This window comes from Paenibacillus phyllosphaerae (genome assembly GCF_014192105.1).
Classification (GTDB): Bacteria; Bacillota; Bacilli; order Paenibacillales; family Paenibacillaceae; genus Paenibacillus_Z; species Paenibacillus_Z phyllosphaerae.
Genome location: NZ_JACHXK010000032.1, coordinates 16,883 through 40,085 on the forward strand (window position 1 = coordinate 16,883; position 23,203 = coordinate 40,085).

Annotated in this window: 18 protein-coding genes; 14 read left to right on the plus strand and 4 right to left on the minus strand. The window is 52.6% G+C overall.

Features of this window, described 5'->3' with window-relative positions:
* The first annotated feature begins 4 nt into the window (after window positions 1–4).
* The 3 genes from FHS18_RS32100 to FHS18_RS32110 all read left to right on the plus strand — a co-directional run bounded on the left by FHS18_RS32100 (window position 5) and on the right by FHS18_RS32110 (window position 2,696).
* Window positions 5–1,207 (plus strand): MFS transporter, encoded by a 1,203-nt coding sequence (locus FHS18_RS32100; RefSeq protein ID WP_183604490.1) that lies wholly within the window; start codon window positions 5–7, stop codon window positions 1,205–1,207.
* A 96-nt stretch (window positions 1,208–1,303) separates the two neighbouring features.
* On the plus strand, window positions 1,304–1,855 hold the full coding sequence (locus FHS18_RS32105) for a hypothetical protein (protein ID WP_183604491.1): 552 nt from the start codon (window positions 1,304–1,306) through the stop codon (window positions 1,853–1,855).
* A 259-nt stretch (window positions 1,856–2,114) separates the two neighbouring features.
* Complete coding sequence (locus FHS18_RS32110) at window positions 2,115–2,696, plus strand: CotH kinase family protein (protein WP_221401550.1); 582 nt, start codon at window positions 2,115–2,117, stop codon at window positions 2,694–2,696.
* Between the two features lie 108 nt (window positions 2,697–2,804).
* Here FHS18_RS32110 and FHS18_RS32115 read toward each other — a convergent pair whose 3' ends face one another.
* From FHS18_RS32115 to FHS18_RS32125, 3 genes are all read right to left on the minus strand, one after another.
* Window positions 2,805–3,716: an S-layer homology domain-containing protein gene (locus tag FHS18_RS32115; RefSeq protein ID WP_246428036.1), complete on the minus strand. Its 912-nt coding sequence runs from the start codon at window positions 3,714–3,716 to the stop codon at window positions 2,805–2,807.
* A gap of 83 nt (window positions 3,717–3,799) precedes the next feature.
* Complete coding sequence (locus FHS18_RS32120) at window positions 3,800–4,780, minus strand: CgeB family protein (RefSeq protein WP_183604493.1); 981 nt, start codon at window positions 4,778–4,780, stop codon at window positions 3,800–3,802.
* Window positions 4,781–4,818: 38 nt separating this feature from the next.
* A complete protein-coding gene (locus FHS18_RS32125) occupies window positions 4,819–5,817 on the minus strand; it encodes a CgeB family protein (protein WP_425497319.1) in 999 nt (332 codons plus the stop codon).
* A 225-nt stretch (window positions 5,818–6,042) separates the two neighbouring features.
* Between FHS18_RS32125 and FHS18_RS32130 the strand changes: the two genes are divergently transcribed.
* Both FHS18_RS32130 and FHS18_RS32135 read left to right on the plus strand, forming a co-directional pair.
* On the plus strand, window positions 6,043–7,641 hold the full coding sequence (locus tag FHS18_RS32130; RefSeq protein ID WP_183604495.1) for a spore germination protein: 1,599 nt from the start codon (window positions 6,043–6,045) through the stop codon (window positions 7,639–7,641).
* Window positions 7,634–8,731, plus strand: a complete 1,098-nt coding sequence (locus tag FHS18_RS32135; protein ID WP_183604496.1) for a Ger(x)C family spore germination protein — start codon at window positions 7,634–7,636, stop codon at window positions 8,729–8,731. The genes FHS18_RS32130 and FHS18_RS32135 overlap by 8 nt, the downstream gene beginning before the upstream one ends.
* A gap of 126 nt (window positions 8,732–8,857) precedes the next feature.
* Here FHS18_RS32135 and FHS18_RS32140 read toward each other — a convergent pair whose 3' ends face one another.
* The gene (locus FHS18_RS32140) at window positions 8,858–9,943 is read right to left on the minus strand and encodes a GerAB/ArcD/ProY family transporter (RefSeq protein WP_183604497.1); all 1,086 of its coding nucleotides are present in this window, start codon (window positions 9,941–9,943) and stop codon (window positions 8,858–8,860) included.
* 241 nt (window positions 9,944–10,184) lie between these two features.
* Between FHS18_RS32140 and FHS18_RS32145 the strand changes: the two genes are divergently transcribed.
* The 9 genes from FHS18_RS32145 (at window position 10,185) to FHS18_RS32185 (ending at window position 23,102) form a co-directional block, all read left to right on the plus strand.
* On the plus strand, window positions 10,185–10,895 hold the full coding sequence (locus FHS18_RS32145; RefSeq protein WP_183604498.1) for a metallophosphoesterase family protein: 711 nt from the start codon (window positions 10,185–10,187) through the stop codon (window positions 10,893–10,895).
* A gap of 191 nt (window positions 10,896–11,086) precedes the next feature.
* Window positions 11,087–12,265, plus strand: a complete 1,179-nt coding sequence (locus FHS18_RS32150) for a polysaccharide lyase 6 family protein (RefSeq protein ID WP_183604499.1) — start codon at window positions 11,087–11,089, stop codon at window positions 12,263–12,265.
* 21 nt (window positions 12,266–12,286) lie between these two features.
* Window positions 12,287–14,641 carry an AraC family transcriptional regulator gene (locus FHS18_RS32155; protein WP_183604500.1) on the plus strand — a complete coding sequence of 785 codons (2,355 nt, stop codon included), beginning with the start codon at window positions 12,287–12,289 and terminating at the stop codon, window positions 14,639–14,641.
* 169 nt (window positions 14,642–14,810) lie between these two features.
* Window positions 14,811–16,484, plus strand: a complete 1,674-nt coding sequence (locus FHS18_RS32160) for a type 2 periplasmic-binding domain-containing protein (protein WP_246428038.1) — start codon at window positions 14,811–14,813, stop codon at window positions 16,482–16,484.
* 104 nt (window positions 16,485–16,588) lie between these two features.
* Complete coding sequence (locus tag FHS18_RS32165) at window positions 16,589–17,542, plus strand: ABC transporter permease (protein WP_183604501.1); 954 nt, start codon at window positions 16,589–16,591, stop codon at window positions 17,540–17,542.
* A 12-nt stretch (window positions 17,543–17,554) separates the two neighbouring features.
* Entirely contained in the window at window positions 17,555–18,430 is an 876-nt protein-coding gene (locus tag FHS18_RS32170) for a carbohydrate ABC transporter permease (RefSeq protein ID WP_183604502.1), read from the plus strand.
* 19 nt (window positions 18,431–18,449) lie between these two features.
* Entirely contained in the window at window positions 18,450–19,583 is a 1,134-nt protein-coding gene (locus tag FHS18_RS32175) for a glycoside hydrolase family 88 protein (protein ID WP_183604503.1), read from the plus strand.
* A gap of 106 nt (window positions 19,584–19,689) precedes the next feature.
* A complete protein-coding gene (locus FHS18_RS32180) occupies window positions 19,690–21,984 on the plus strand; it encodes a chondroitinase-B domain-containing protein (RefSeq protein WP_183604504.1) in 2,295 nt (764 codons plus the stop codon).
* A 101-nt stretch (window positions 21,985–22,085) separates the two neighbouring features.
* Complete coding sequence (locus tag FHS18_RS32185) at window positions 22,086–23,102, plus strand: glycoside hydrolase family protein (protein ID WP_246428039.1); 1,017 nt, start codon at window positions 22,086–22,088, stop codon at window positions 23,100–23,102.
* Window positions 23,103–23,203 lie beyond the last annotated feature (101 nt).

Here is a 23,203-nt window from a genome sequence, read left to right on the forward strand (position 1 = left end):
GCATATGAGACGAATGGTTTGGTTAGGCTGCTTCGCCTACTTTATGGTAGGGTTAGCTACCGTCGTATTCGGGGCTTTGCTGCCGGAGCTGCTGCAAGACTACGGCAAAAGCTACACGAGCGGCGGCCAGCTGGTATTCGCGCAGTTCGCGGGCTTCTTCCTTGGGGTAGCCTTGACCCCAAGATTGATTTATTGGCTCGGGTACCCGAGGATGATCTGGCTAGGAATGCTTAGCCTGACAATCATCCACGCAGTCTTCTTCTCCGAACCGATGTGGGGGCTCGTGATCGCATTCGCTGCGCTTAACGGCTGTGGGTTCGGCATTACGCAGACGGCGCTCGGCACTTATTTGCTCGAGACGACTGATCAAGCCGCGAAGACGATGAGCCGATTGGAGGTTGCATTCGGCATCGGCGCCTTATTCATGCCGATCATGACGGGCATGCTCATCGCCAAGGTTGACTGGATCTGGGCGTTCGCTATCGTATCGGTCGCCGCTTTCGTCAATCTGCTGTTCTGGACCAGAAGTGCGCTGACGGCTAGCCGTCATCAGCCAATGAAGACTGTCGCTACGGTGGACGCAGCCGGAGATGTCTCGATGGACAAAACGCCGGTATCTCCAGCATTGCTGCTCTTATTCGTAGGCTTCATCTTCCTCTATACCGGTCTGGAAACCAGCCTCAACAATTTCTTGCCTTCGATCTTCTCGCAGCAGTTCGCGCTCCATTCCTCGGACGCCAGCCTATCGGTGACGTTGTTATGGGTGGCGATGGTCGTCGGCCGGTTCGCCACGGGCTACATTGCCGATCGGATTCGGTACGATCGGTTCCTGCTGTACAGCGCGATCGGGGCAGGCTTAAGTCTGGCGTGCATGACGATGACCGGGCATCCGATCGCCGCCTTTGGCTTAGTCATGACGACAGGCCTGTTCTTATCCGGAATCTTCGCTGTTCTCATTGTGTATGCGAACCGAGTATTCGCGGGGAATACCAAGCGGATCACAAGCACGCTTATCGCATCGGGAGGCGTCGGCGGTGCTGTTTTGCCTTATGCGACGGGCTGGAGTATGGATACGATGTCAGCGTCCGGCACGGTCTGGCTGCTCGTCGGCTGCGCTTTCTTGATGCTGACGTGCATGCTCCGAATCAGGATGACCGCTCGTAGACGTAACGCTGTATCCGTGACGATCGATACTTTTGCGGGGTAGAGGAGTAGTTTATGTTATTGGACAGCGCTCCAATCGTTTGTGCTAATATGATAGAGGAATATTATCATTTCACACCGATAACTGGAGAGTCCTACGATGAGTTATACGCTAACTGTCAAGTTAAAGGGGCTAAGTGATCGCGTTATCCCCGACTGGCTATCCGAGATCAACAAATTCAACATGACAGCAGAAGTTCATCCTGATTTTTCGTTCGATACGCATACCGGTTTTCTTCCCTTCAAGATTATCTTGAACGATTGCCCTAATCGAGCTTTCAACCATACCGAACTCATGAGCGGCTTCGAATTGTTTATTCATTCTCTTGAGAGTAAAAGTGACCCTGGCCTATTAAGCAAGTGGTTTGGAAGAAAGAAACCGTTGAACCCGATAGAGGAAAAGCTGCACGAAGCAGAGACGGAACTCATCTTCAATATCAGCGCGCACGATAGTTTCGAGTTTAGAATGGGATGGTATTCAGCCGCCTCGCTTGCGCTCTTGTGTAATGGGGTGCTGGAAGATGTGCAAGAAGAGATCCAGTTGGAGGGGCAACAACTCTTCCGACACGCACTCAAAGTTGTCGTAGAAGATGAACGTACCCTTAGCGAAGATGAGTGGCACGTGCATAAGTTTGAAGGATGGTTGGGATAGCAGTAAACAGGCCGTAGTCCGATGTGTTCGGATTATGGCCTATTTCTATTGCTCGGCCTGCATACGAGTTAAGTTTCATTAAAGGTTTCGCGTGTAAGCTGATATCAATCACGCGCTCGCACTCATCTCGGCTCAATACCCTCGGTTAAGAAAGGGAGATTTCATGAAAACAAGATTGATTGCAAAAAATATCGGATACGTTCTCATATGCGCGACCATGTTGACGGCCTGCAGCCAAGTGTGAAAACAAATTGGCATTTTGCCGTGGGATTACAACTTATCGTTCGGCGGGTTCCAAGGCGGATCGGCATCGGACGTCGTCAACCTTGCGATCGATACGCTGGTATCAGGCATAAGCCTCGAGGAACGCCCGCTGCTCGCTAAGCTATTGGAAGTCCCCGAATATAAGGAGAAGTATCACGAGTATTTGCAACTGATTATCGATGGCTACTTTGCGGATGGAAAGTTCGAGGAAGCGGTCAATAAGCTGGATCAATTGATTTCGGATGAAGTGAAGAATGATCCTAGTTCCTTTACTACATTCGAGGCGTATCAAGAGGCCGTAGCCGAATTGACGAAATTAGGAACGCTTCGGGCGGAAAGCATTCAAGGGCAGCTTGATGGCGCAATTCCTTCTACAACCGAAGGACAGCAAGCGGATTCCAGCACGCTTATCGATTCGTCATCCGTGGATCTTACGAAGCTTGGGAATCAAGGCGGGAATAAAGGGCCGGGCGGAGGAGGCTTCGGAGGATCAGGCGATTTCCCTAGCCGCACGGACGGTGAGTTCCAACCGGGGATGAAACCGGAAAGCGAACAGCCGGCCGCTGATGCGCAATAGGAATCGGCTTCGTTAACAATCCAATAACGTATCCGATAAGAAAAAGACCAGAAGGCCCTTCGGGGATTCTGGTCTTTGGCGCGTACATTTGATTGAGTGATTTCCAGCTTATTGTCCCGATGTCAGAGGTGGATTAGGATCAATCGATGTGCCCGGATTGGACTCCGCATTAGGATCCGTGGACGTATCTGGATTCGCCCCTGCATTAGGATCCGTCGACGTATCTGGGTTCGCCCCCGCATTAGGATCCGTTGACGCACCCGGATTCGTCTGCGTTCCACCGCCCGTCGATGGGGTCGGAGTAGGCTCAGCCGGTGTAGTAGGCACGGACGGTTGCGTCGGTTCAGTCGGCTCGGGCTCTTCGGTCGCCGCTTGCTCAGCATCGATGATTTGTTTGGACTCATACGAGCCCAGAACGAGCAATTCGCGGGTCGCGTTGGTTTTACCGCCGAATGTGCCGTCTTCGACACTAGGAAGGAGCTTCAGTTCAAGCGCCAGTTCGACGTAGCCTTTTGCCCAGTTCGATACGGTCGGATCGTCGGACTGGGTATTCTTGTCGACCTCGGAATCCTTGTCAACCACTCGAACGAGGAACGTGGCTAGCTGTTCTTTGGTGACTGTGCCGGATGGATTAAACGTCCCATCACCAACGCCCTCCGTGACGCCTGCATTTTTGAGAGCCTCGATAAAAGGCAGCGCGTAACCGAAACCGGGATCGTCCGATACGACGTCTTTGAAGCTTGATGTTTCTAATTTTGTATCGATTTCAAGGCCCATGATAAGGGCACTGACTTTGGCGAATTGAGCGCGGTTCATTTCTTCTTGCAAGCCGAAGTGACCTTCAGAGACGCCGTTAAAAATGCCTGCCTGAATCATAGCATCGAATTTCGCTTTCGTTGCTTGATCCAGACTCTTCAGGTCATCAAAATCGGCCGTTGTCTTCGCAGCATTCGCAATGCCAACGACGCCGGACAAACCTAGCAGTGATGCAACCCCAAGACTTAGCAGCTTCTTCTTCATTCCACACATTCCCCCAATAAAGGTAATCGTATCCTAAATAATTGTTCGACGAGGGAGGATCATTCCCTTCACTCAACCTTCCATTAGGGGATTATTTTATGTTTCTTCAATTGGGCGATCATGTATTGGGCGCGTTTCTTGTAACTGTGCTCTCGTACCGCTTTTCTCGCATGATCGCGAATTTTCTCTCGTTCTTTGGGATGGTCTAAGTAGTAGCGGACCAATCGTCGCGTCTCGGCTGCGGAATTGGAGACAACCAAATCTTTTCCGGGCCGGAACAACCGTCTAATCTCGGGAGTATCGCTTGTCAGCAGAAAACCTCCCGAAGCTAGAATTTCATACGTTCGCTGCGTAACTTGCGTGAGTTGATTCTGAGGACCGATCATGATCTTGGAGGAGCTATAGATCTTGCTAGCCTCCGTGTAAGGCAAGTAGCCATGAATCCAATCCGAAGGGACTTTAACGCCGAGCACAGGCTCGACTTGACTCCACTGCCTGCCGTATATCTCGATGCGTGTCCAGTCCTCGACTAAGGGACGAACCAGGTGCTGCAGCGATTGAATACGATAATGCTGGGGATACTTCTGCAATATTTTGGAATAGCCGTTGGCGACCATGGAGATATCGCTTTGATATTGGGGACTGCTTTTCTCCCTTCGGTGGACGCTGTCATGATAACCGAAATCCATATGCGCGGAAGGTATGCCCATTTTCCGATACGCTTCGACTTTAGCGCGGCATATCGTGAACACAAAGTTTGGTTGGACGGTGCGTACATAGGGACGCGAGAACGTTTCGTGATGCGTCGGATCTTCCGTGGCCCAGAAGACGTGCGGGATTCCGGATCCTGCCACGTATTTTCGCACGAGTTGCCGCTTGTTCCTTCTATGCTCGGGCGTCCATCCCAGACTAATAATCAACTGCGGCTTGAAATCTTGAAGATGATGCAACAAGCTTTTCTCTGTCACGGGACCGGATATTCTCACATGGTGACCCGCTTCACGAAAACCGTTCGGAAGCCCGTGAATCCACATAGGGTGACTTTCTAGAAATAAGACTCTCATGATCGGCTCCTCCGGAGGTTATCTGTATGGGAGACTCGTTATCGATCAGCAATTATCCCGTGTTCTCTCAAGGTCGCAAGCATATCGCGTGCCCGGTTCGTATACGTATGAGATGAAATCGCTCGACGACCGTTGCGTCTAACTTTCTCGCGTTCTTTGGGATTGGCCAAGTAGTACCGAACAAGTCGAAGCGTCTCTTCCGGCGTCGAAGACATCGCTGCGTCTCGGCCGGACTTCAATAGGGCGCTGACGCCGGGAGTTCGGCAGGTGAGCATGAAAGCGCCCGAGCCGATCGCTTCATAGGTTCGTTGCGTAGCCATATCGGTATAGTTTTGCAATCCGATCATGATTTTCGCCGAGCTATAGACTTGGTTGGCATCCTTATAAGGAATGGGGCCTTTCAGGCAGCGCTTTGGTATTGCCGTTCCCAAATAAGGCTTCATTTTCTCCCAATTGCGCCCGTAGAAATCGATGTTGAACCCCGCTTCTAGAAGCGGTTTGATGAGGATATCGATGGCTTGCCGACGGTACAAGCGGGGATAGCGCTTCAATACAGCCGGATAAGCATTAGCGACGACCGCAATATCGGCCATATATTTGGCGACAGGCTGAACTTGTTGATGAACGTTCGGGTGATAGGCAAAATCCATATAAGAAGCGGGGAATCCTTCTTCGCGAAGAGCGACCGCCGTTTTCGCTGACACGGTAAACACATAGTCGGGTTTCATCCGCCTGAGCAGCGGAATCGTGAATACCTTCGTGAAATTGGGATCTTCCGTTGACCAATAGATGAGCGGGATATCGAAGCGGGTGGCGATCGTTCGTACGAGGCGTTGCTTAATTGGCGTATGATCGGGTCCCCAACCGACGGAAACCAGCAAATCTGGCTTGTATGTCATTAGTTGCTCGGCGAGGGATTGTTCACGGACGAGGCCGGACATCCTCACCTCATGCCCCAGATCACGTAGCCCGTCAGGCAGACCATACCGCCATAAGTTCCCACGTTCCAAAAATAGAATTCTGATCGCGCTCACCACCTGACCGAAGTTTCCATTTAGGCGTTATTATTATATTCGCAGAAAAGTTAGCGGTGTAGGCCGTGACAGATACAGGGGCATTCGATTTGCCTTGAGCCGGAACAATCTGGTGAAGCAACGCTAGTAATGGGGAGCAGGCGTATTCGGCGTACGAAATGTTAATATTGGTATCCTTGGTTATAATACACAAATACAACCATGATTTGAATCTTTTGGAGGAGGGAAATGCGTTTGTTTAGGTGGTTACAAAGTCAAAAACATTCGGGCGAAAACATCAACTCGAATCAACCGAGATCAACGGATCTTCCTCTTCTGAATGATCAAGAAGAAGCGTTATGCACCGAACTGGCTATTAACGAAGAAAAGCTTAGGGATTCATTTCGAGCATGTACCGATATCGTCTTTCGTTCCGTCAGCAGCAGTCCCAAAGTACTTTTGATTTTCGCCGATGGTTTAATCGATACTAGAACGCTGGATGAAGTTGTGTTGTTGCCAATCCTTAATGGAACTTCAAACAGGTTGGACGGGGACGCGATTACGGCAGAGATCATTCAGGATCAGTTGCTTGCTATTGCGCAAATTCAAACGGTTTCTACGATTAACGAAGTGACCGATGGCATATTGAAAGCGAATATCGCGTTATTGGTAGCAGGAGAAAACAAAGCCATAATCGCGGATCTCAAAGGATTCGAGAAACGCTCGGTCCAGGAGCCTGCGGCAGAGGCCTCTGTTCGCGGGCCCCGAGACGGCTTTACGGAAACGTTGCGTATCAATACAAGCCTCATACGCCGACGAATTCGGAGCTCGAGACTGAAGATCGAATCGATTACGATTGGCCGCGTCTCTCAGACCGATATCGCGATTATATATATCGAAGGTATCGTATCTCTGACCATTCTGGAGGAAGTCCGCAGAAGAATCGGCCGAATCCAAATTGACGGGGTGATTGAATCCGGTTATATCGAAGAGTTTATTGAAGATGTCACTTGGTCTCCATTCCCGCAAATCCAAAATACCGAGCGTCCCGATATCGTTTGCGCCAGTCTGCTCGAAGGGAAAGTCGCGATTATCGTCGATAACACCCCGTTTGCGCTTATCGCTCCGATGACATTTTGGACGGGATTGCAGGCGGTTGAAGATTACTACGAACGTTCCATCTATACGACCTTCATTCGATTTGTTCGTTACTCCTTATTTAATATCGCTCTGCTGCTTCCGTCTATGTACGTCGCACTCTCAACTTTTCATCAGCAGCTAATTCCCATGAACCTGCTCATCAGTATCGCTAATTCCAGGGAAGGCGTCCCGTTTCCGACTTTCGTCGAAACGTTATTGATGGAATTTATGTTCGAGGGGCTCAGGGAAGCGGGCATTCGCATGCCTAAAGCTGTCGGCTCGGCCGTTAGCATTGTCGGAGCACTCGTTATTGGGCAAGCCGCCGTTCAAGCAGGGATCGTATCCGCGCCCGTCGTTATCGTCGTAGCCACGACAGGGATCGCATCGTTTGCTATTCCTCGTTATAATTTCGGGACCGCATACCGGCTTCTCCGATTCCCAATGTTGATATTCGCAGGGATTCTAGGGCTGTATGGGATTATAGGAGGATTATTCCTCATGATCGTACATCTTCTTGGCCTGCGTTCCTTCGGAGTTCCGTATATGAGTCCGGTCATCCCGCAAATCCCCCAAAGTCTAAAGGACGTTTTCATACGCGCGCCTAGATGGATGATGACCGAGCGACCTTCCTTTGCCGGAGCCAATAAAAAGCGCATTCCGGAGGGTCAACAACCAAACCCAACACGAAGGAGTGAGCAAAATGAGTAGGAGATGGCGTTGCATCTGTCTGATCCTCCCGCTCATGTTCGTAACAGGTTGTTGGGACAGTTCGGAAGTCAACGATCTTGCCATTGAACTCGCCTGGGGGATAGATAAATCCCCAAACAAAAAAGTAAGGATCAGTATTCAGTCCATCATTCCATCGAAAATAAGCGGCGGGCAGGGAGAAGGTGCAGGCGGCACAAGCAAGGGTAAACCTTTCTTTGTCGTCTCGGGCGATGGGATCAATACGCTGGATGCGATTCAGCGCATTCAGACCAAGCTTTCCAGACAAGTGTTCCGCGGCCATCGACGGGTCATTGTAATTGGGGAATCCATGGCTAGACAAGGCATCAAGGATGTCATTGATACTTATACAAGAGATCCCAACCTGAAACTTCGTACCGATATTTTTATCGTTAAGGGGAGTACCGCCAAGGATTTCTTGCAAGTGTCTTACCCGCTTGAGAATATTCCGGGTCTTGGGGTCCTGGGAGAGTATAATCAGTTGGGAACCCTCATGGAATTGGGATTCTTAAACTTCTTGCTAGCCGCAACCAGCGAAGGGAAGAGTCCGTCCGTACCTGCGGTTGCCATTGGCATGAACGCTGCCTCCCAAGATGAAGGAAGCAAGAAAGGTCAACCCGGTACGGATAACGAGGGGTTCCGAATCGTAGGGACGGGCATTTTTAATAAGGAATTAAAGTTACTCGGATTCGTTAATTTAGAGGAAGGGCGGGCATTGCGATGGGTATCCGGGAAGTTAAAGAAGATGACGGTATCGACGACGTTACCGGATGAGACAGGCGATGTTAGTATGGACATCTACAATCTAGGCGAGAAGATTCAACCGTCTATTCACGGCAATAAGTTGAATATCCAAGTTACGTTAACAGGGGATGGCGCGATTCGTGAAAACAACACGAATCTAGACCTTACGCAGGTTGACAATATTGCGTTTCTCCAAGGGGAACTGAATAAACACATTGAAGAAACGGTTCTTCATACGATTACCAAAGTGCAAAAAAATATGGGACTGACGTGTTTGGATTCAGCGATGTCATTCGCATTAAAAATCTTCGACTGTGGAAATCCTTAGCGAACGACTGGGAAACGGAGTTTAGGGAAGCCGAGGTTTCCGTATCTGCAAAATTAAAGGTTCGAAGAATCGGAATAACGGGGCCATCTTTACAGTTAAATCCGAAAGAAGTAAAGAAATGAAGGTTCATTGCTTCATCTGCCGCAGCCATGTAACAAGAAGAAGAAGGATTGGCAAGACTAAGAGCAAAGGCACCCAAATATAGGGTACGAGTATTTCAAAGTGATGACGGTAAATGTGTTCCGATATGTTTTGTGACATCGTCATCCCGAGGACCAGCGTGATGGCGCTTCCCGGGATGATAAGCACGCGGTAATTCTTCATGCGCGTTAATTGCTGAAAGCCCCTTACTGCCGCGAACATATGCACGACGCTTTTCAGAAGTGCCGTCATTAAAAAATAAAGGACGCCGAACATCTGTAAGTTTTCAATAAAGTTGCCGATACTGATTAAACCCAATACGGTGTAAAGCGGATACAGAAAACTCGAAAACATCCCGCCGAATATTAAGATCGCCATCACATCTAAGCAGGTTAGCATGAGGCCAGACATGATCGTGGCGAGAATCGTGACCTTCATCACTTTTTCAGGATGTTTGGTCTCTGGCCATAACATAGCAAGGACGATTGTTTCACCAAAGGATTGCGTGATGCCTGCAGGATAAACAACCTTCCAGACAGGCTCCCACCCATGCTCGAGAACAGGCAGTATATTATTAATCCGCACGGCACCGGAGCCTGAAAGAAGAATCACTTCAATGATAAACATAATCAAAATGACGGGGAGGAACATTTCTCCCAATCTAGATACGAGCTCAATGCCGCCATACACGGAATAGGCAATGATGAAGACGAATACCCCTGTAATAACGAGCAGCGGCGTTTTCGTCAATACGGTTGTCGAGACCATGTCCCGGATATCCGCAATGATCCGTCCGACAACATACAGTGACATTAATGGGTATAGAAAAGCAAGCGGCATCCCGAGCCAGCGCCCTAATTGCGCCGGAAACCACTGGACAAACGTTAATCCTGGATTCTTTTTCATTAAAGCGATGTAGACCAGAACAAGGAAGACGCCAAGAAAACAGGAAACCAACTGACCAATCCACGCATCCCGCCCGGCAGAGCCGCCGAAACCGAATATAATGGTCGTGCCTAATTGAAAGATAAAGGTTATGGCGAATAGCTGATACATGGAAATTTTATTCATTGGATCCTTTCGAAACGAAGTGGGAGGGTTCAGTTCTAACCGTTAGCAGTTATTATTTCCAATGGAATTTTAGGGTAATCAATACGTTGCATATTTTTACATTTTCGATGTCCATTTCAAGAATTGCGGATCGGAAGTCGAACGATTTGAAGGCGGTTTTAGCTTCTGACGATTTAACGAAGTTCCATCTTTTTATATAAAAGAGGGAGCGGGAGTTAAAAGCAGAGGAGCTGAACCAAATATGAAAGCATTAATTATTTCGGATATTCACAGCAACGTCCATGCGCTGGAGGCGATCCGCAAGGCAGAGCCGGATTGTGACCGGATCTATTGCGCGGGAGATCTTGTCGACTATGGCCCTTTTCCGCGGGAAGCCATCGAATGGGTGCACAAGAACGATGCGATTTGCGTTCGCGGCAATCACGATGACGCGATTATTGACTTATACCGCAACGGCAATGGCGGGCACGATGTGTCAGCGGATGAGATCAGATGGGCGCATCGCAATGCAAGGCTGCTTAGCGAAGTGGAAATTACCTTCCTCGAGAACATGCCTGTCTACCGCACCTTCGAGTTGGACGGCTATAACTACACGATGCAGCATCTGTACGACAACTATTCGACGATCGACAGCTTGCCCAAGTACGATGCGTTTTGGTCGGAGCGGTGCGGCGGGACTAGCGATGCCAAAGAAAATCGTCGCATTATTTTCGGACATACGCACCGTAGATGCATTCACTATTTGAGCGATACCAGTCTGTGGCTGAATCCGGGAAGCGTGTCTTACCGGCGACGCGACGATCCGTCCAAAGAAGCGCACTATATCACGATAACGGATGGCGTATTGGCGTTGAGAAGCCTTGCCTATGACCGCGCGCCGCTGCTCGAAGCAACTCGAAGTTTACGGTTGAAGGAAGAGGAGTTGAAGACCGCATACTTCTTTTTCGGATAGGCAGGCGTAATCGGTTCGAGCCGCAAGTGTGCGAATAACAAGCCATTTTTACATTTTAATGATTGCTTCATTTATTAACACTATGGCATGGAAGACGGATCTTCCATAATAAAGGCTGTGAAGTAGCGGATAGGATCCTGCGTAGGCGCGGGAAATCCTATCCGCCTATTCTATAGGGAGCAGGTGGGAAGATGACTTCGATGTATCGGGTATCGAATAGCGACGAGTTGGCGGCAGCCATGGGACGGGCAGAACCTGGATCCTCCATCCTGTTGGCAGACGGCGTTTACGAACGTCACGAAGATTACCTCTTAGAAGGCAAAGAGGGATCGGACACGGCCATATTAAGTATCCGCGCGGTAAATAAAGGAAAAGCGACGATCGCCGGCGAATCAAGTATACGCATCGTGAACTCCGCTTACGTAGAGGTCTGGGGGTTGAATCTCCAGGTCGAGCGGCGCGAATCTATCGTACTGGACGGTTCGAGGCACGTCAGGATCGCTCGGAACAGATTCAAGCCAAGGCAGGTTGGGGCGGAATATAGCCTGCTATCTGTCGTGGGAAGCGGCAGCGGCTGGAACCGGATCGAACGCAACGAGTTCGGACCGAAGGCAGACCCCGGACCACTCGTTATTTTTGATGGCGATGGGGAACGAATCTCGCAGCATGACGTGATCGAATACAATTATTTTCATGATATCGGACCGCGCGTCGCCAATGGGCTTGAAGCGATCCGGCTCGGCTTATCCGGCATCTCGCTCTCGGACGGATACATTACGATTCAACGCAACTTGTTCGAGAATTGCGATGGAGAGCCCGAGATCATTTCGGTTAAGAGCGGCAGGAATACGATTCGCTACAATACCTTTCTGAACTCCGCCGGGCAAGTAACCGCTCGTCACGGCCATGGGAATCGCTTTCATCATAATGCGTTCATTGGGGACGGCGTGAAGGAAGAGATGGGCGGGTTTCGCATATACGGCAACGATCATCACATTAGCGATAATTATATGGAGAACTTGACGCTGGATGCGCTTCTCATTGACGGCGGCAACTACGACGGCGGGCCGGACGGCTATCCCGAGGCGCCGACACCGGAGGAACTGAGGAAACATTGGCGCGTCTATCGTGCCCATGTCGTGAATAATACGATTGTCGATTGTCGTCACGGCATTACGCTCGGCAAGCGTATTCCGTATGCGCCGGAACAAAGTGTAATCGCTTACAACCGTGTATGCGGGGAGCAGCCGACCATTCATGAATATCGGCCGTCTCCGGCGGTTTGTATCCATAATCATAAAGCGGATGCCGCGGATATTCGCCGCCCGGCCATTCTGACAAGAGCGGAGGTCGGTCCCGACTCCGAATAAAGCTGACATGGAGGAGAGCCTATGGCCCAAACTCGAAACCGGTGGACCATCGATCTGAAGCAGCTCCGGCACAACAATCGCAGCGTATTCCTGACTTGGATGCTATCTTACGTCTCGGTGCTGCTCGTGCCCATTCTGATCAGCGGCGTCATATACGGCGCGACGCTGAACGTGGTGAAGGCCGAGATTAACCGTGCCAACCAATCCATTCTGCTGCAAATGGAGCAAGCCATAGATAGCCAGTTCAAAGGGATTGAGAGTTTAAGCCTCGAGGTAAGCCTTAACAGACGGATCGCGGCCTTCATGAAGGCCGATGAGCGGCTGTCGGATTCGGATCACTATGAAATCTACGAGATCGCCAATGATTTGCGCGTGTACGAAATCGCTAACGATTTTCTTGAAGGCATCTATGTCTATTACATCAATAGCGATGCCGTCATCGCTAGTAACGACCGAATGAACAGCGAAGGGTTATACGATCACATCCGCCTGGAAGAGCATATGCCGTACCAATCGTTCCGGGAATACCTGAACCAATGGTACATTAAGGGCTATCGCTCGGTTGTGGTGTCGGAAGCGAATGAGTGGAAACCTACGGTCATGTACGCCCGGAATGTGACGTCAACGATCATGAATCAGCAGGGCGCTGTCTTGCTGTTCATGATTGACCGCAGCAAGCTGCTGGAACAAGCGCCGGCGCCTGAGGAAGGCACGATCCTTGTTCTGGATGAAGATAATCGATTCATTGCGTCTACCGGCGAACCACTGGCGGAACTTGCGGTCCAATACGGCGATATGCCGGAAGAATCGGGGCAGCTGGAGATCGAGTCTGCCGGCCGACGGCTTGTTGCCTCCTACACCACCTCATCCATTACGGGATGGAAATACGTCATGACGCTGCCGGCGAACGTATACCACCAGAAGATGAACGTGGTCGAGCAATTGATTATCGTCAGCATCTTGCTGTGCCTCATTGTCGGCGGAGCCGTTACGTATTGGCTGCTGAAGCGGAACTATCTGCCGATCCATGCGCTGATTCAGAGCTTGTCGTTCAAGGCCGGCGTTACGTTCGATCGCGGCTCCAACGAATACACCTTTCTGGAGAAGGCGCTGAGCAGCACCTTCCATGAGAAGGAAGAGCTTCATAACAAATTGAATCAGCATAACAATACGCTCAGATCGCATTTCCTGCAGCGGCTGCTAAAGGGGCAGCTCGACAGCCATATACCGCTGCACGAATCGTTCTCCGCCTATGACCTGCGCTTTTCGCAAGACGGATTTTCCGTCATCCTGCTGAGAATCGAGCATTTCGGCAAGTTCCATCGGGAGAATGAGGATCAGGTGCACAACAAGCGGCTGCTGCAATTCCTGATCGCCAACGTGGTGGAAGAGGTCGCGCGAAAGTCCTCCCACGCCTACGCGGTAGAGCTGGACCGGGAGTTGCTCGCCTGTATCATTAACCACTCGCTTGCCTCCCCGGCGGAGCAGCGGGAGAAGCTTCGGCACATCGCGGATGAAACGATGTCGTTCATCGCCGATCATGCCCATGTTCAATTGACCGCTGCCGTCAGCGCGCAGCAGGAAGGCGAATACGGCATCTTCCAGGCGTTCCAGGAAGCGGTCGAGGCGATGGAATACCGTATCGTGGTTGGCAGCGGGGGTATCATCCATTACGGGGACCTCAAGGGCGGCGACGGCCAAGCGACCGCTGCAGGCGGCTACTTCTATCCGCTCAAAGCCGAGCAGCAATTGATCGTTATGGTGCGCGAAGGCCAACTCGATAAGGCAAAAGCATTCGTCATGGAGATCATCCAGAAGAATGTGACGACGGAGCCGTTTTCATTTCATGCCGCCAAATGCCTCCTGTTCGACCTGATGGCCACGCTGCAAAAAGCGATCAGCGAAATCCGAATCGTGGGCAAGCCGGATGTGCCGGATGGCGTGCGCGCCATTGAACGCCTCATGCAATGCCAGACGGTAGGGGAGATGCGCGGCCAGCTCTTCGAATTGTTGGAGCTTCTGTGCGCCTACGTGAACAATAACCGCGATTACAGCAGCAATCCGCTGATCGATAAGGTCATGAAATACGTCAACGATTATTACCGGGACGAGAACCTGAATATCTCGACGATCGGCGAAGCTTTCTCCATGGCGCCGTCGTATATTTCCAAACTGTTCAAGGAGCTTGCAGGCGAATCGCTGCTCGACTACATCAACAAGACGCGGCTGGCGCAGGCCAAATTGCTGCTTACCGGCGAGAAATATACGGTCAGCGAAATATCGGTAATGGTCGGTTATAACGATGTGAATACCTTCCATCGCATATTCAAAAAGTTCGAAGGGATTACGCCTGGGCGCTACAGGGAAGTCAAGTAGCTCCCGGGCTTTCTTTTGAAGAAAAGCAGTAAACTTGCGGTTTTGCTGCACTTGTTTTTGAGGAATTGCAGTAATTTTTAGGTTTTGACAATAGCCTGCGGCACGGGTTGAAGTTACGATGAAAGCGTTCACACCAACTAAATCGAGACGATAGGAACGGAGGAGCACTATGGCGGAAAATCGCAACGGCAAGAAGCGTAAACGGCTGCAGCTCACACTGGGGATCGCGATGGCATTATCAATGTTGTTAAGCGCATGCTCCAACAATAATGGGAATGCCGGCAACCAGAACAAGACAGAGCCGGCTAATAGCGCCGTCAATAATTCGGACACTAGCAGCGATAGCAAAGGCGACGACGGGGCGCCTAAGCCGGTTTATCCGATGGATACCAAAGATACGTTCTCGTACTGGGCTCCCATCAACGGCAACCTCATTACATTCGCGACGAATTTGGGGGAGGCTCCGATCGGCAAGGCGATTGCGGAAGCGACAGGCGTGAAAGTGTCCTACATCCACCCGACCGACGGTCAAGCGGAAGAGCAGTTTAATCTGTTGTTGGCTTCCAGCAAGCTGCCGGACGTGCTCGAGTACGATTGGAGCATCTATCCGGGCGGACCGGAGAAGGCGATCGCGGACGGGGTTATCGTGCCGCTTAACGATCTGATCGACCAATACGCGCCTAACCTGAAGAAGATGCTCGAAGCGGATCCGGAGCTGGATAAAATGGTGAAAACCGACAGCGGCCAATACTACGCTTTCCCGATGGTGCGCAACTCGGAAGGCGTCGTCTTCCGCGGGCCCATCCTGCGCAAAGACTGGCTGGATGAACTGGGGCTGCAAGTTCCCGTAACGATTGACGATTGGCATACGGTCCTGACGGCGTTCAAAGAGAAGAAAGGAGCCGTGGCTCCGCTGACCGCGCAATACGCCGGTAAGATGAACCTGCAGGACGCGTTCTTCGGCGCGTACAAAACTTCGCACGGCTTCTACCTTGACGATGAAGGCAACGTGAAATACGGTCCGCTCGATCCGCAATATAAGGATGTCATGACGTTGTTCCGCCAGTGGTATTCCGAAGGGTTGATCGATAAAGACTTCCCGATCGTCGAACGCAACACGCTCGACAAGCGGATGCTTAACGGCGAGTCCGGGGCGACCGTTTACCTCCTTGGCGGCGGTCTGGGCAAATGGCTGGAGTCCGGCAAAGCCCAAAACCCGGCTTTTGACCTCGTGGCGGCTCCATATCCGGTGTTGCAAGCAGGCGATAAACCGTTCACCGGACAGCGCGATTTCAAATATAACCCGAAAGCAAGCGCAGCCGTGACGACCTCGGCCGAAAACCTGGAAACGATCGTCAAATGGCTCGACTTCGCATTCAGCGAGCAAGGAACGATGATGTACAACTTCGGCGTGGAAGGCGAGAGCTACACCATGGCGGGCGGCGTGCCGACTTTCACGGATATGATCGTGAAGAACGACAAGTACACGTCGCAGCAGATGCTGGCGCAATATACGGTGCCGAACGGTCCTTATCCGATGCATGAGCAGAAGACGACCAACACGTTCCCGCAACAGGACGAGGCGGTCCGGATCTGGTCGGAGACCGATGCGGCGAAGCATATCATGCCCGTGTTCATTACGCCTACGGCCGATGAGAGCAAGAAGGTAGCGCAGACGATGACGGCCATCAGCACGTATCTGGAAGAAATGTTCATCAAATTCATCATGGGCAACGAGTCGCTTGATAACTACGACAGCTTCGTCAAGCAGTTGGAAGATATGGGTATCCGCGATGTCATCAGCATCTATCAAGGCGCCCTGGATCGCTACAACGACAGGTAACTTCCAGCATCGTCCCGCCGCAGGCCGCAAGCCGCCGCGGGGGCAGGGGAATGGCGCCGCCACCCCCTTCCGACGATGCCGCATGTGAATAGGAGGAGTAGGAGATGGCTCAGTTGAAGCTGGGACGCAGCAGAGTCGCACATGCCGGGCGTCTGCCGCTTAATATCGCGAAAGATATCGTGAAGAACAAGTATTTGTACATCATGCTTGCTCCTGTATTGGCCTATTTCATTATTTTTCATTACGTTCCGATGTATGGCGCGGTCATCGCCTTCAAGGATTTTAACCCTCGTCTTGGGATCGGGGGCAGCGAGTGGGTGGGGTTTGCGCATTTCCGAGACTTTTTCGGCGGCATGTACTTCTGGCGGGTGCTCAAAAACACGCTGATGATCAGCTTCTACGATCTTCTCTTCGGTTTTCCCGCGCCGCTTATTCTTGCCTTGCTGCTGAATGAAGTGAAGAATGCGCTGTTCAAGCGCTCGGTTCAGACGATTACGTATTTGCCGCATTTTATTTCGCTGGTCATTATTGGCGGCATGATCAAGGATTTCACGAGCAGCGACGGCGTCATCAACGATATTATCGCGTTTTTCGGCGGCGAGAGGATTACGATGCTGCTGGATCCGTCTTATTTTCGGACCATCTTCGTGTCGTCGAATATATGGCAGCATGTAGGCTGGGGGACGATTATCTATCTGGCCGCGCTGTCCGCGATCGATCCCGAGCAATACGAAGCTTGCAAGATTGACGGAGGGGGCCGCTGGAAGCAGATGCTCCATGTCACGCTGCCCGGACTGCTGCCCGTGTTCGTGATCTTGCTCATCTTGGACATTGGCCGAATCATGAGCGTCGGCTTCGAGAAAGTCATTCTGTTATACAACCCGACCACTTACGTGACGGCGGATGTCATCTCTTCCTATGTGTACCGGATCGGGCTTCAAGATTTTCAGTACAGTTTCAGCTCGGCCGTCGGGTTGTTCAACTCCGTGATTAACTTCGCGCTGGTGATCGGCTCCAACTGGATCAGCCGGAAGCTGAACAATACGGGGCTGTGGTAGAGGAGGGTTCGCATGCGAGTAAGCTTGGGTGAACGTCTATTCCGGGTCTGCAATACGTTATTCTTGTCCGCGCTCATGATCGCGACCGTGTACCCGATTCTATACGTGGCATTCGCTTCCTTCAGCGAACCGGCACTGATGATGGCGCACAAAGGGATTCTGTGGAAGCCGCTGGGCTTCTCGCTGGAGACATACGGAGCGGTATTCAGCAACCCGATGATTCTGCTCGGCTACCGCAACACGTTATTCATCGTCATAGTCGGCGTGGCGCTCAATTTGCTGCTCACTTCTTTTGCCGCATACGCCTTGTCCAGGAAGACGCTGCAGTACCGCAAACAGTTGACTTTGTTTATCGTGTTCACCATGTTCTTCGGCGGCGGCTTAATTCCGTTCTACTTGCTGGTCAAAGGATTGGGCCTTGCGGATACGCTGTGGGCGCTGATCCTGCCTACCGCAATAAGCGCGTTTAACTTCATTATCATGCGAACCTCGTTCGAGGCGGTGCCGGATGCGCTGGAAGAGTCGGCCAAGATCGACGGCGCCAACGACTTCGGGATTCTCTTCCGCATCTACCTGCCGCTGTGCAAGCCGGTGCTTGCCGTGGTAGGCCTGTATTACGGGGTAAGCCATTGGAACTCGTGGTTCAACGCCATGATCTTCTTGCAGGATCGGTCGCTGTACCCGCTGCAGCTCATCCTGCGTGAAATCTTGATCATCGGCGAGGCGAACGCCATGGCGGAGGGAGCATCCCAGGATGAAATCATCATATTGGGCGAGACCTTGAAATACGCCACGATTATGGTAGCGACCCTCCCGATCTTCATCGTATACCCGTTCTTGCAGAAGTATTTCGTGAAAGGCGCCTTAATCGGCGCGATTAAAGGCTAGCAGAAGGAGTGGAATTCAAATGATGAGCCATGAAAACGTGAAGCTGCAACCGGCCGAGTTATCGGCTTGGTGGGACAAAGTGAAGACGAAGGTCGATCGTATGATCGAAGCGGGCTGGACAGAGGCGCCGCATGTGTCGGCAGCGGGCAAATATGACCAGATTAAAGTGGATCAGTGGATCTCGGGATTCTGGCCGGGCATTCTGTGGTTGATGTACGAAATGACCGGCGAGCGGCGTTACCGGGATGAAGCGGAGCCTTGGGACGAGCGCATGGAGCAATGTTTCTTGCGCGACAACCATTTCCACCACGACGTGGGCTTTCAATTCCTGCCGACATCGGTTATCCGCTACAAGCTGACCGGCGACCCGGACGCACGGCGGCGCGGGCTGTTCGCCGCCAACTATCTGGCAGGCCGGTATAACCCGGCCGGGCAGTTCATTCGGGCCTGGCCCCGCAACCAGACGGGGTGGTCGATCATCGATTCCATGATGAATTTACCGCTATTGTTCTGGGCGAGCGAAGAAAGCGACGATCCGCGCTTCAAGCATATCGCGGTCGCCCATGCGGATATGGTGCTCCGCTCGTTCATCCGCGACGACGGTTCGGTGCATCATATCGTGATCTTCGATCCGGAGACGGGCCAAGTGGAGCGTTATGACGGCGGGCAAGGTTTCGCGCCGCAATCGTCCTGGTCGCGCGGCCAGGCATGGGCGCTCTACGGGATGAGCTGCGCTTACCGCTATACGGGCGAGATCCGTTACTTGAATGCGGCGAAGCGGGTGGCGCATTATTTCATCAGCGCGCTTCCGGAGGACGATGTGCCTCATTGGGATTTCCGTGCGGCGGCCGACTTGACGGACGAACCTCGCGATACTTCCGCGGCAAGCTGCGCTGCATCCGGCCTGATCGATATCGCGTCGCAAGTGTCGCCTGAGGAAGCCGCTTTATACCAGCGCGCGGCGACGCGCATTCTTAGCTCGCTGTCGAACAACTACAGTACGCTCGACCAGCCGGAGTATGAAGGCATCCTGCTCGGCGCAACCGGGCATAAGCCGGTCAACAGCAACGTCAACGTATCGCTGATTTACGGCGATTACTACTATATCGAGGCTTTGGCGAAGTGCAAAGGATGGGGACGGCACATTTTCTAATCGAGAGGAGTGTAGACGTTTTCTCGTCTTGAGAGGAGGTGCGATCGCAAGCGAGGGCATGATTTCATAACCATCAATTCATCATGGAGAGGATGAAGAATGAATCATGGGAACCAAAAGGATGGCGTGCGTGATACTGTTCTGTCTGTTGGTTGCGTTATTACCGGGTGCGGCGACAGCTGCCGACGCGAAGTTCTCGATTGGCAGCTCCGGCGTGACGTCGAGCGGACACGACGGCAACGTTCCCGCGAACACGGTGGACGGCGATCTCGGCACGCGTTGGTCGGCAAGCGGCGACGGGCAATGGATCCAATACGATCTAGGCGCAAACAGCAAGGTGTCTTCCGTCAAAATTGCTTTCCTGAACGGGTCGAGCCGCACCTCGACGTTTGATATTCTAACGTCTACGGACGGTACCGCATTCACGACCGTCATCAGCGGGGTGGTGAGCGGCCTTGCGGAAGGCCTGCAATCGTTCGATATTCCGGATGTCGATCCTGCCCGCTATGTGCGGATCGTCGGACACGGCAATTCCTCCAACCTATGGAACAGCTATACAGAGGTTGAACTGTATGGTACCGCGAGCAGTCCTCCGGCGGGCACCGGCAAGCTGGCGATTACCATACCGCAGCTGATGGCCAGCGGAGATGACGGCAATATCGTCGCGCATACCATCGACGGGGATCTGGGCACGCGCTGGTCGTCGAGCGGCGATGGGGAGTGGGTCCAATACGGCCTTGAATCGAGCAAACAGGTGGAATACGTGAAGATCGCCTTCACCAACGGGGCGGCGCGTACGTTCACCTTCGATATCCAGACTTCCTATGACGGCCACAACTTCAGTACGGTTCTGCCGAGCGCGGTCAGCAGTCTGAGCAACAGTTTGCAGACGTTTGATTTTGCCGATGTCGCCCCGGTCCGCTATGTTCGCATCGTCGGACACGGCAACTCGGTGAATGCCTGGAACAGCTATGCTGAGGTCGAAATATATGGCAGCGCTGCAAGCGGCACCGGCAGCGAAGGATCGGTCGTCGAAGTAAGCACGTCCGCGCAGTTGGCTGCCGAGCTGGCAACCGCCGCTTCAGGCAAAACGATCGTGCTGGCCAACGGTACGTATTCGAGCGCAAGCCCGTTCGTGGTGCAGAACAAGAACGGCACCGTGAACGCGCCCATCGTCATTAAGGCGAAAAACCGCGGGCAGGCCATCATCTCCGGCGCATCGGGCTTCCGCGTCGAGAATGCCTCGCATGTGGTGCTGGACGGATTGAAATTTATGAACACGACCAATGCCGCGGTGGTGTTGGAAGGCTCGCATCATGTGCGGCTGACCCGCAATACGTTCGCGCTGCCAAGTTCGGGCGGCGACCTGATGTGGCTGCAAGTGCGGGGTACGAACAGCCATCACAACCGTATCGACCGCAATGACTTCGGGCCAAAGAGCGACACCAGCCCGCTGATCGCTTACGAAGGGGAGAACGGCACGGGGCAAATTTCGCAATACGACATGATCGAATACAATTACTTCCATGATGTCGGCCCATGGGTTGACAACGGTAAGGAGACGATCCGTCTCGGATTGTCCGGGCTTACGCTCTCACACGGCTATAATACGGTCCAATACAATGTGTTCGAGAACTGCGACGGCGAGCCGGAAATCGTATCGGTCAAGAGCAGCAGCAACACGTTGCGCTTCAATACATTCCTCACGTCCAAAGGCAGCCTGACGCTGCGGCACGGCCATAACAACAGCGTATACGGCAACTTCTTCCTCGGGGATGGCGCGGAGTCGGATCAAGAAGGCATCCGGTTATTCGGCAATGACCATAAGATCTATAACAACTACTTCGAGAATTTGACAGGCGAAGCCATCTACTTGCCTAACGGCGATTTCGACGGCGGCACTACAGGTTCGCCTCCGAGCCCGACGGCCGAACAATTACGACTGCAATGGAAAGTGTACCGGGCGTATATCGTCAACAATACGATCGTGAACAGCGCGACCGGCATCGTCATCGGCTCTGGCAAAGCGTACGCGCCGCAGGATTCCGTCGTGGCGAACAATATCGTGCGCAACAGCGCCGGCACGCTATACTACGAGGCGGCAACAACGAACACGCTGTTCCAGGGCAATATCGGATATGGCAGCACCGTTAGCAACCTCACGCACAGTTCGGGGCAGATCAGGAACATCGATCCGCTGCTGACCACGATAAGCGGCATCCAGAAGCTGTCCGCGAGCAGCCCCGCGATTGACGCCGCTGTAGGGACATATGCGTTCGTGCAGGCGGATATGGATGGGCAAATGCGGGTAACAGCGGATGTGGGGGCGGACGAATATTCCGCCGCTTCTGGCCTGAATCGCCCGTTGACATCCGGCGATGTGGGGCTGAATACGCCTTAAGCTTGTAAGAGGCGTGATGCATGCCGGCGGGCAGGTCCGCCGGCATAGCTTTGTCGATCCTTAGCTATCTTGAGTAACGGGTAAAGGTGAGGTGATGGACCATGCATACGAGCTTCATGCTGCCGGCCCCGCGAGGCGGCGGCTTCCGCATGGAAGGGTATTGGGTATGGTGCGGTTCCGTCGTGCGAGGCGAGGACGGCAAATTCCATATGTTTGCCTCGCGATGGCCGAAGACGCTGCCGATGCATCCCGGCTGGATGACGGCTTCGGAGATTGTCAGAGCGGACTCGGATACGCCGGAGGGACCGTACCGGTTCCGCGAGGTGGTGCTACCGGCGAGGGGAGCGGAATATTGGGACGGACGTTGTACGCATAACCCCCATATCGTCAAACACGACAACAAATACTTGCTTTACTATACCGGCTCGACCCACCCGCTCGGAGATCCTGATCCGCCCGGGAATTTCGGGTTAACCGATCCGCAATGCATCGTGGCGCGGGCGAACAAACGGGTTGGCTTGGCTATCGCAGACAGCGTATTCGGCCCGTGGCGCAGAATGGACGAACCGCTATTGCCGACTCGTCCCGGCCGATACGACAGCTTCCTGACCTCCAACCCGGCTCCGTGCGTTCGGGAAGACGGTTCCGTGCTGCTGATCTACAAGGCACGCCGTTACGAAGGTAACCAGCATGGCGGCATGACGATCGGTGTCGCATATGCGGATCATTACGATGGGCCGTACCGAGTGCTGAGCGACGAGCCGGTGTTTCCTCCCGAGTCGTTCCATATCGAAGACCCGTTCATCTGGCATACAAGCGAAGGCTACCATTTAATCGCCAAGGATATGGAAGGTCATCTATGCGGTGAAAAATACGGAGGCATCTATGCAGGATCGGCGGACGGGCTGAATTGGCGCTTGCATGCGCAGCCGCAAGGCTATTCCCGCACGGTACGCTGGGATGACGGCACGGTGCAGACGCTAGGTAATCTCGAGCGGCCGTTCTTATTATTCCAAGACGGCAAGCCGACTCACTTGTTCGCGGCCGTCTCGGACGGCAGCAACGGTTTTATGGACGCGACCGAGACATGGAACATGGTTATTCCCTTGAAGCCATGATCGATTAAAAAGCCGCGAAGTTGCGGCTTTTTTTTGCGGAGGAACAGACATAGCGGCGCCGATCATTTAATAAATGTTATAAGATAGGAGCCCAATCGGAT

Bases quoted from the DNA above. Each gene is read 5' to 3' on its own strand.
- FHS18_RS32100 (WP_183604490.1), top strand. From the start codon at position 5: ATGAGACGAATGGTTTGGTTAGGCTGCTTCGCCTACTTTATGGTAGGG.
- FHS18_RS32105 (WP_183604491.1), top strand. From the start codon at position 1,304: ATGAGTTATACGCTAACTGTCAAGTTAAAGGGGCTAAGTGATCGCGTT.
- FHS18_RS32115 (WP_246428036.1), bottom strand. From the start codon at position 3,716: ATGAAGAAGAAGCTGCTAAGTCTTGGGGTTGCATCACTGCTAGGTTTG.
- FHS18_RS32120 (WP_183604493.1), bottom strand. From the start codon at position 4,780: ATGAGAGTCTTATTTCTAGAAAGTCACCCTATGTGGATTCACGGGCTT.
- FHS18_RS32130 (WP_183604495.1), top strand. From the start codon at position 6,043: ATGCGTTTGTTTAGGTGGTTACAAAGTCAAAAACATTCGGGCGAAAAC.
- FHS18_RS32135 (WP_183604496.1), top strand. From the start codon at position 7,634: ATGAGTAGGAGATGGCGTTGCATCTGTCTGATCCTCCCGCTCATGTTC.
- FHS18_RS32140 (WP_183604497.1), bottom strand. From the start codon at position 9,943: ATGAATAAAATTTCCATGTATCAGCTATTCGCCATAACCTTTATCTTT.
- FHS18_RS32145 (WP_183604498.1), top strand. From the start codon at position 10,185: ATGAAAGCATTAATTATTTCGGATATTCACAGCAACGTCCATGCGCTG.
- FHS18_RS32150 (WP_183604499.1), top strand. From the start codon at position 11,087: ATGACTTCGATGTATCGGGTATCGAATAGCGACGAGTTGGCGGCAGCC.
- FHS18_RS32155 (WP_183604500.1), top strand. From the start codon at position 12,287: ATGGCCCAAACTCGAAACCGGTGGACCATCGATCTGAAGCAGCTCCGG.
- FHS18_RS32160 (WP_246428038.1), top strand. From the start codon at position 14,811: ATGGCGGAAAATCGCAACGGCAAGAAGCGTAAACGGCTGCAGCTCACA.
- FHS18_RS32165 (WP_183604501.1), top strand. From the start codon at position 16,589: ATGGCTCAGTTGAAGCTGGGACGCAGCAGAGTCGCACATGCCGGGCGT.
- FHS18_RS32170 (WP_183604502.1), top strand. From the start codon at position 17,555: ATGCGAGTAAGCTTGGGTGAACGTCTATTCCGGGTCTGCAATACGTTA.
- FHS18_RS32175 (WP_183604503.1), top strand. From the start codon at position 18,450: ATGATGAGCCATGAAAACGTGAAGCTGCAACCGGCCGAGTTATCGGCT.
- FHS18_RS32180 (WP_183604504.1), top strand. From the start codon at position 19,690: ATGGGAACCAAAAGGATGGCGTGCGTGATACTGTTCTGTCTGTTGGTT.
- FHS18_RS32185 (WP_246428039.1), top strand. From the start codon at position 22,086: ATGCATACGAGCTTCATGCTGCCGGCCCCGCGAGGCGGCGGCTTCCGC.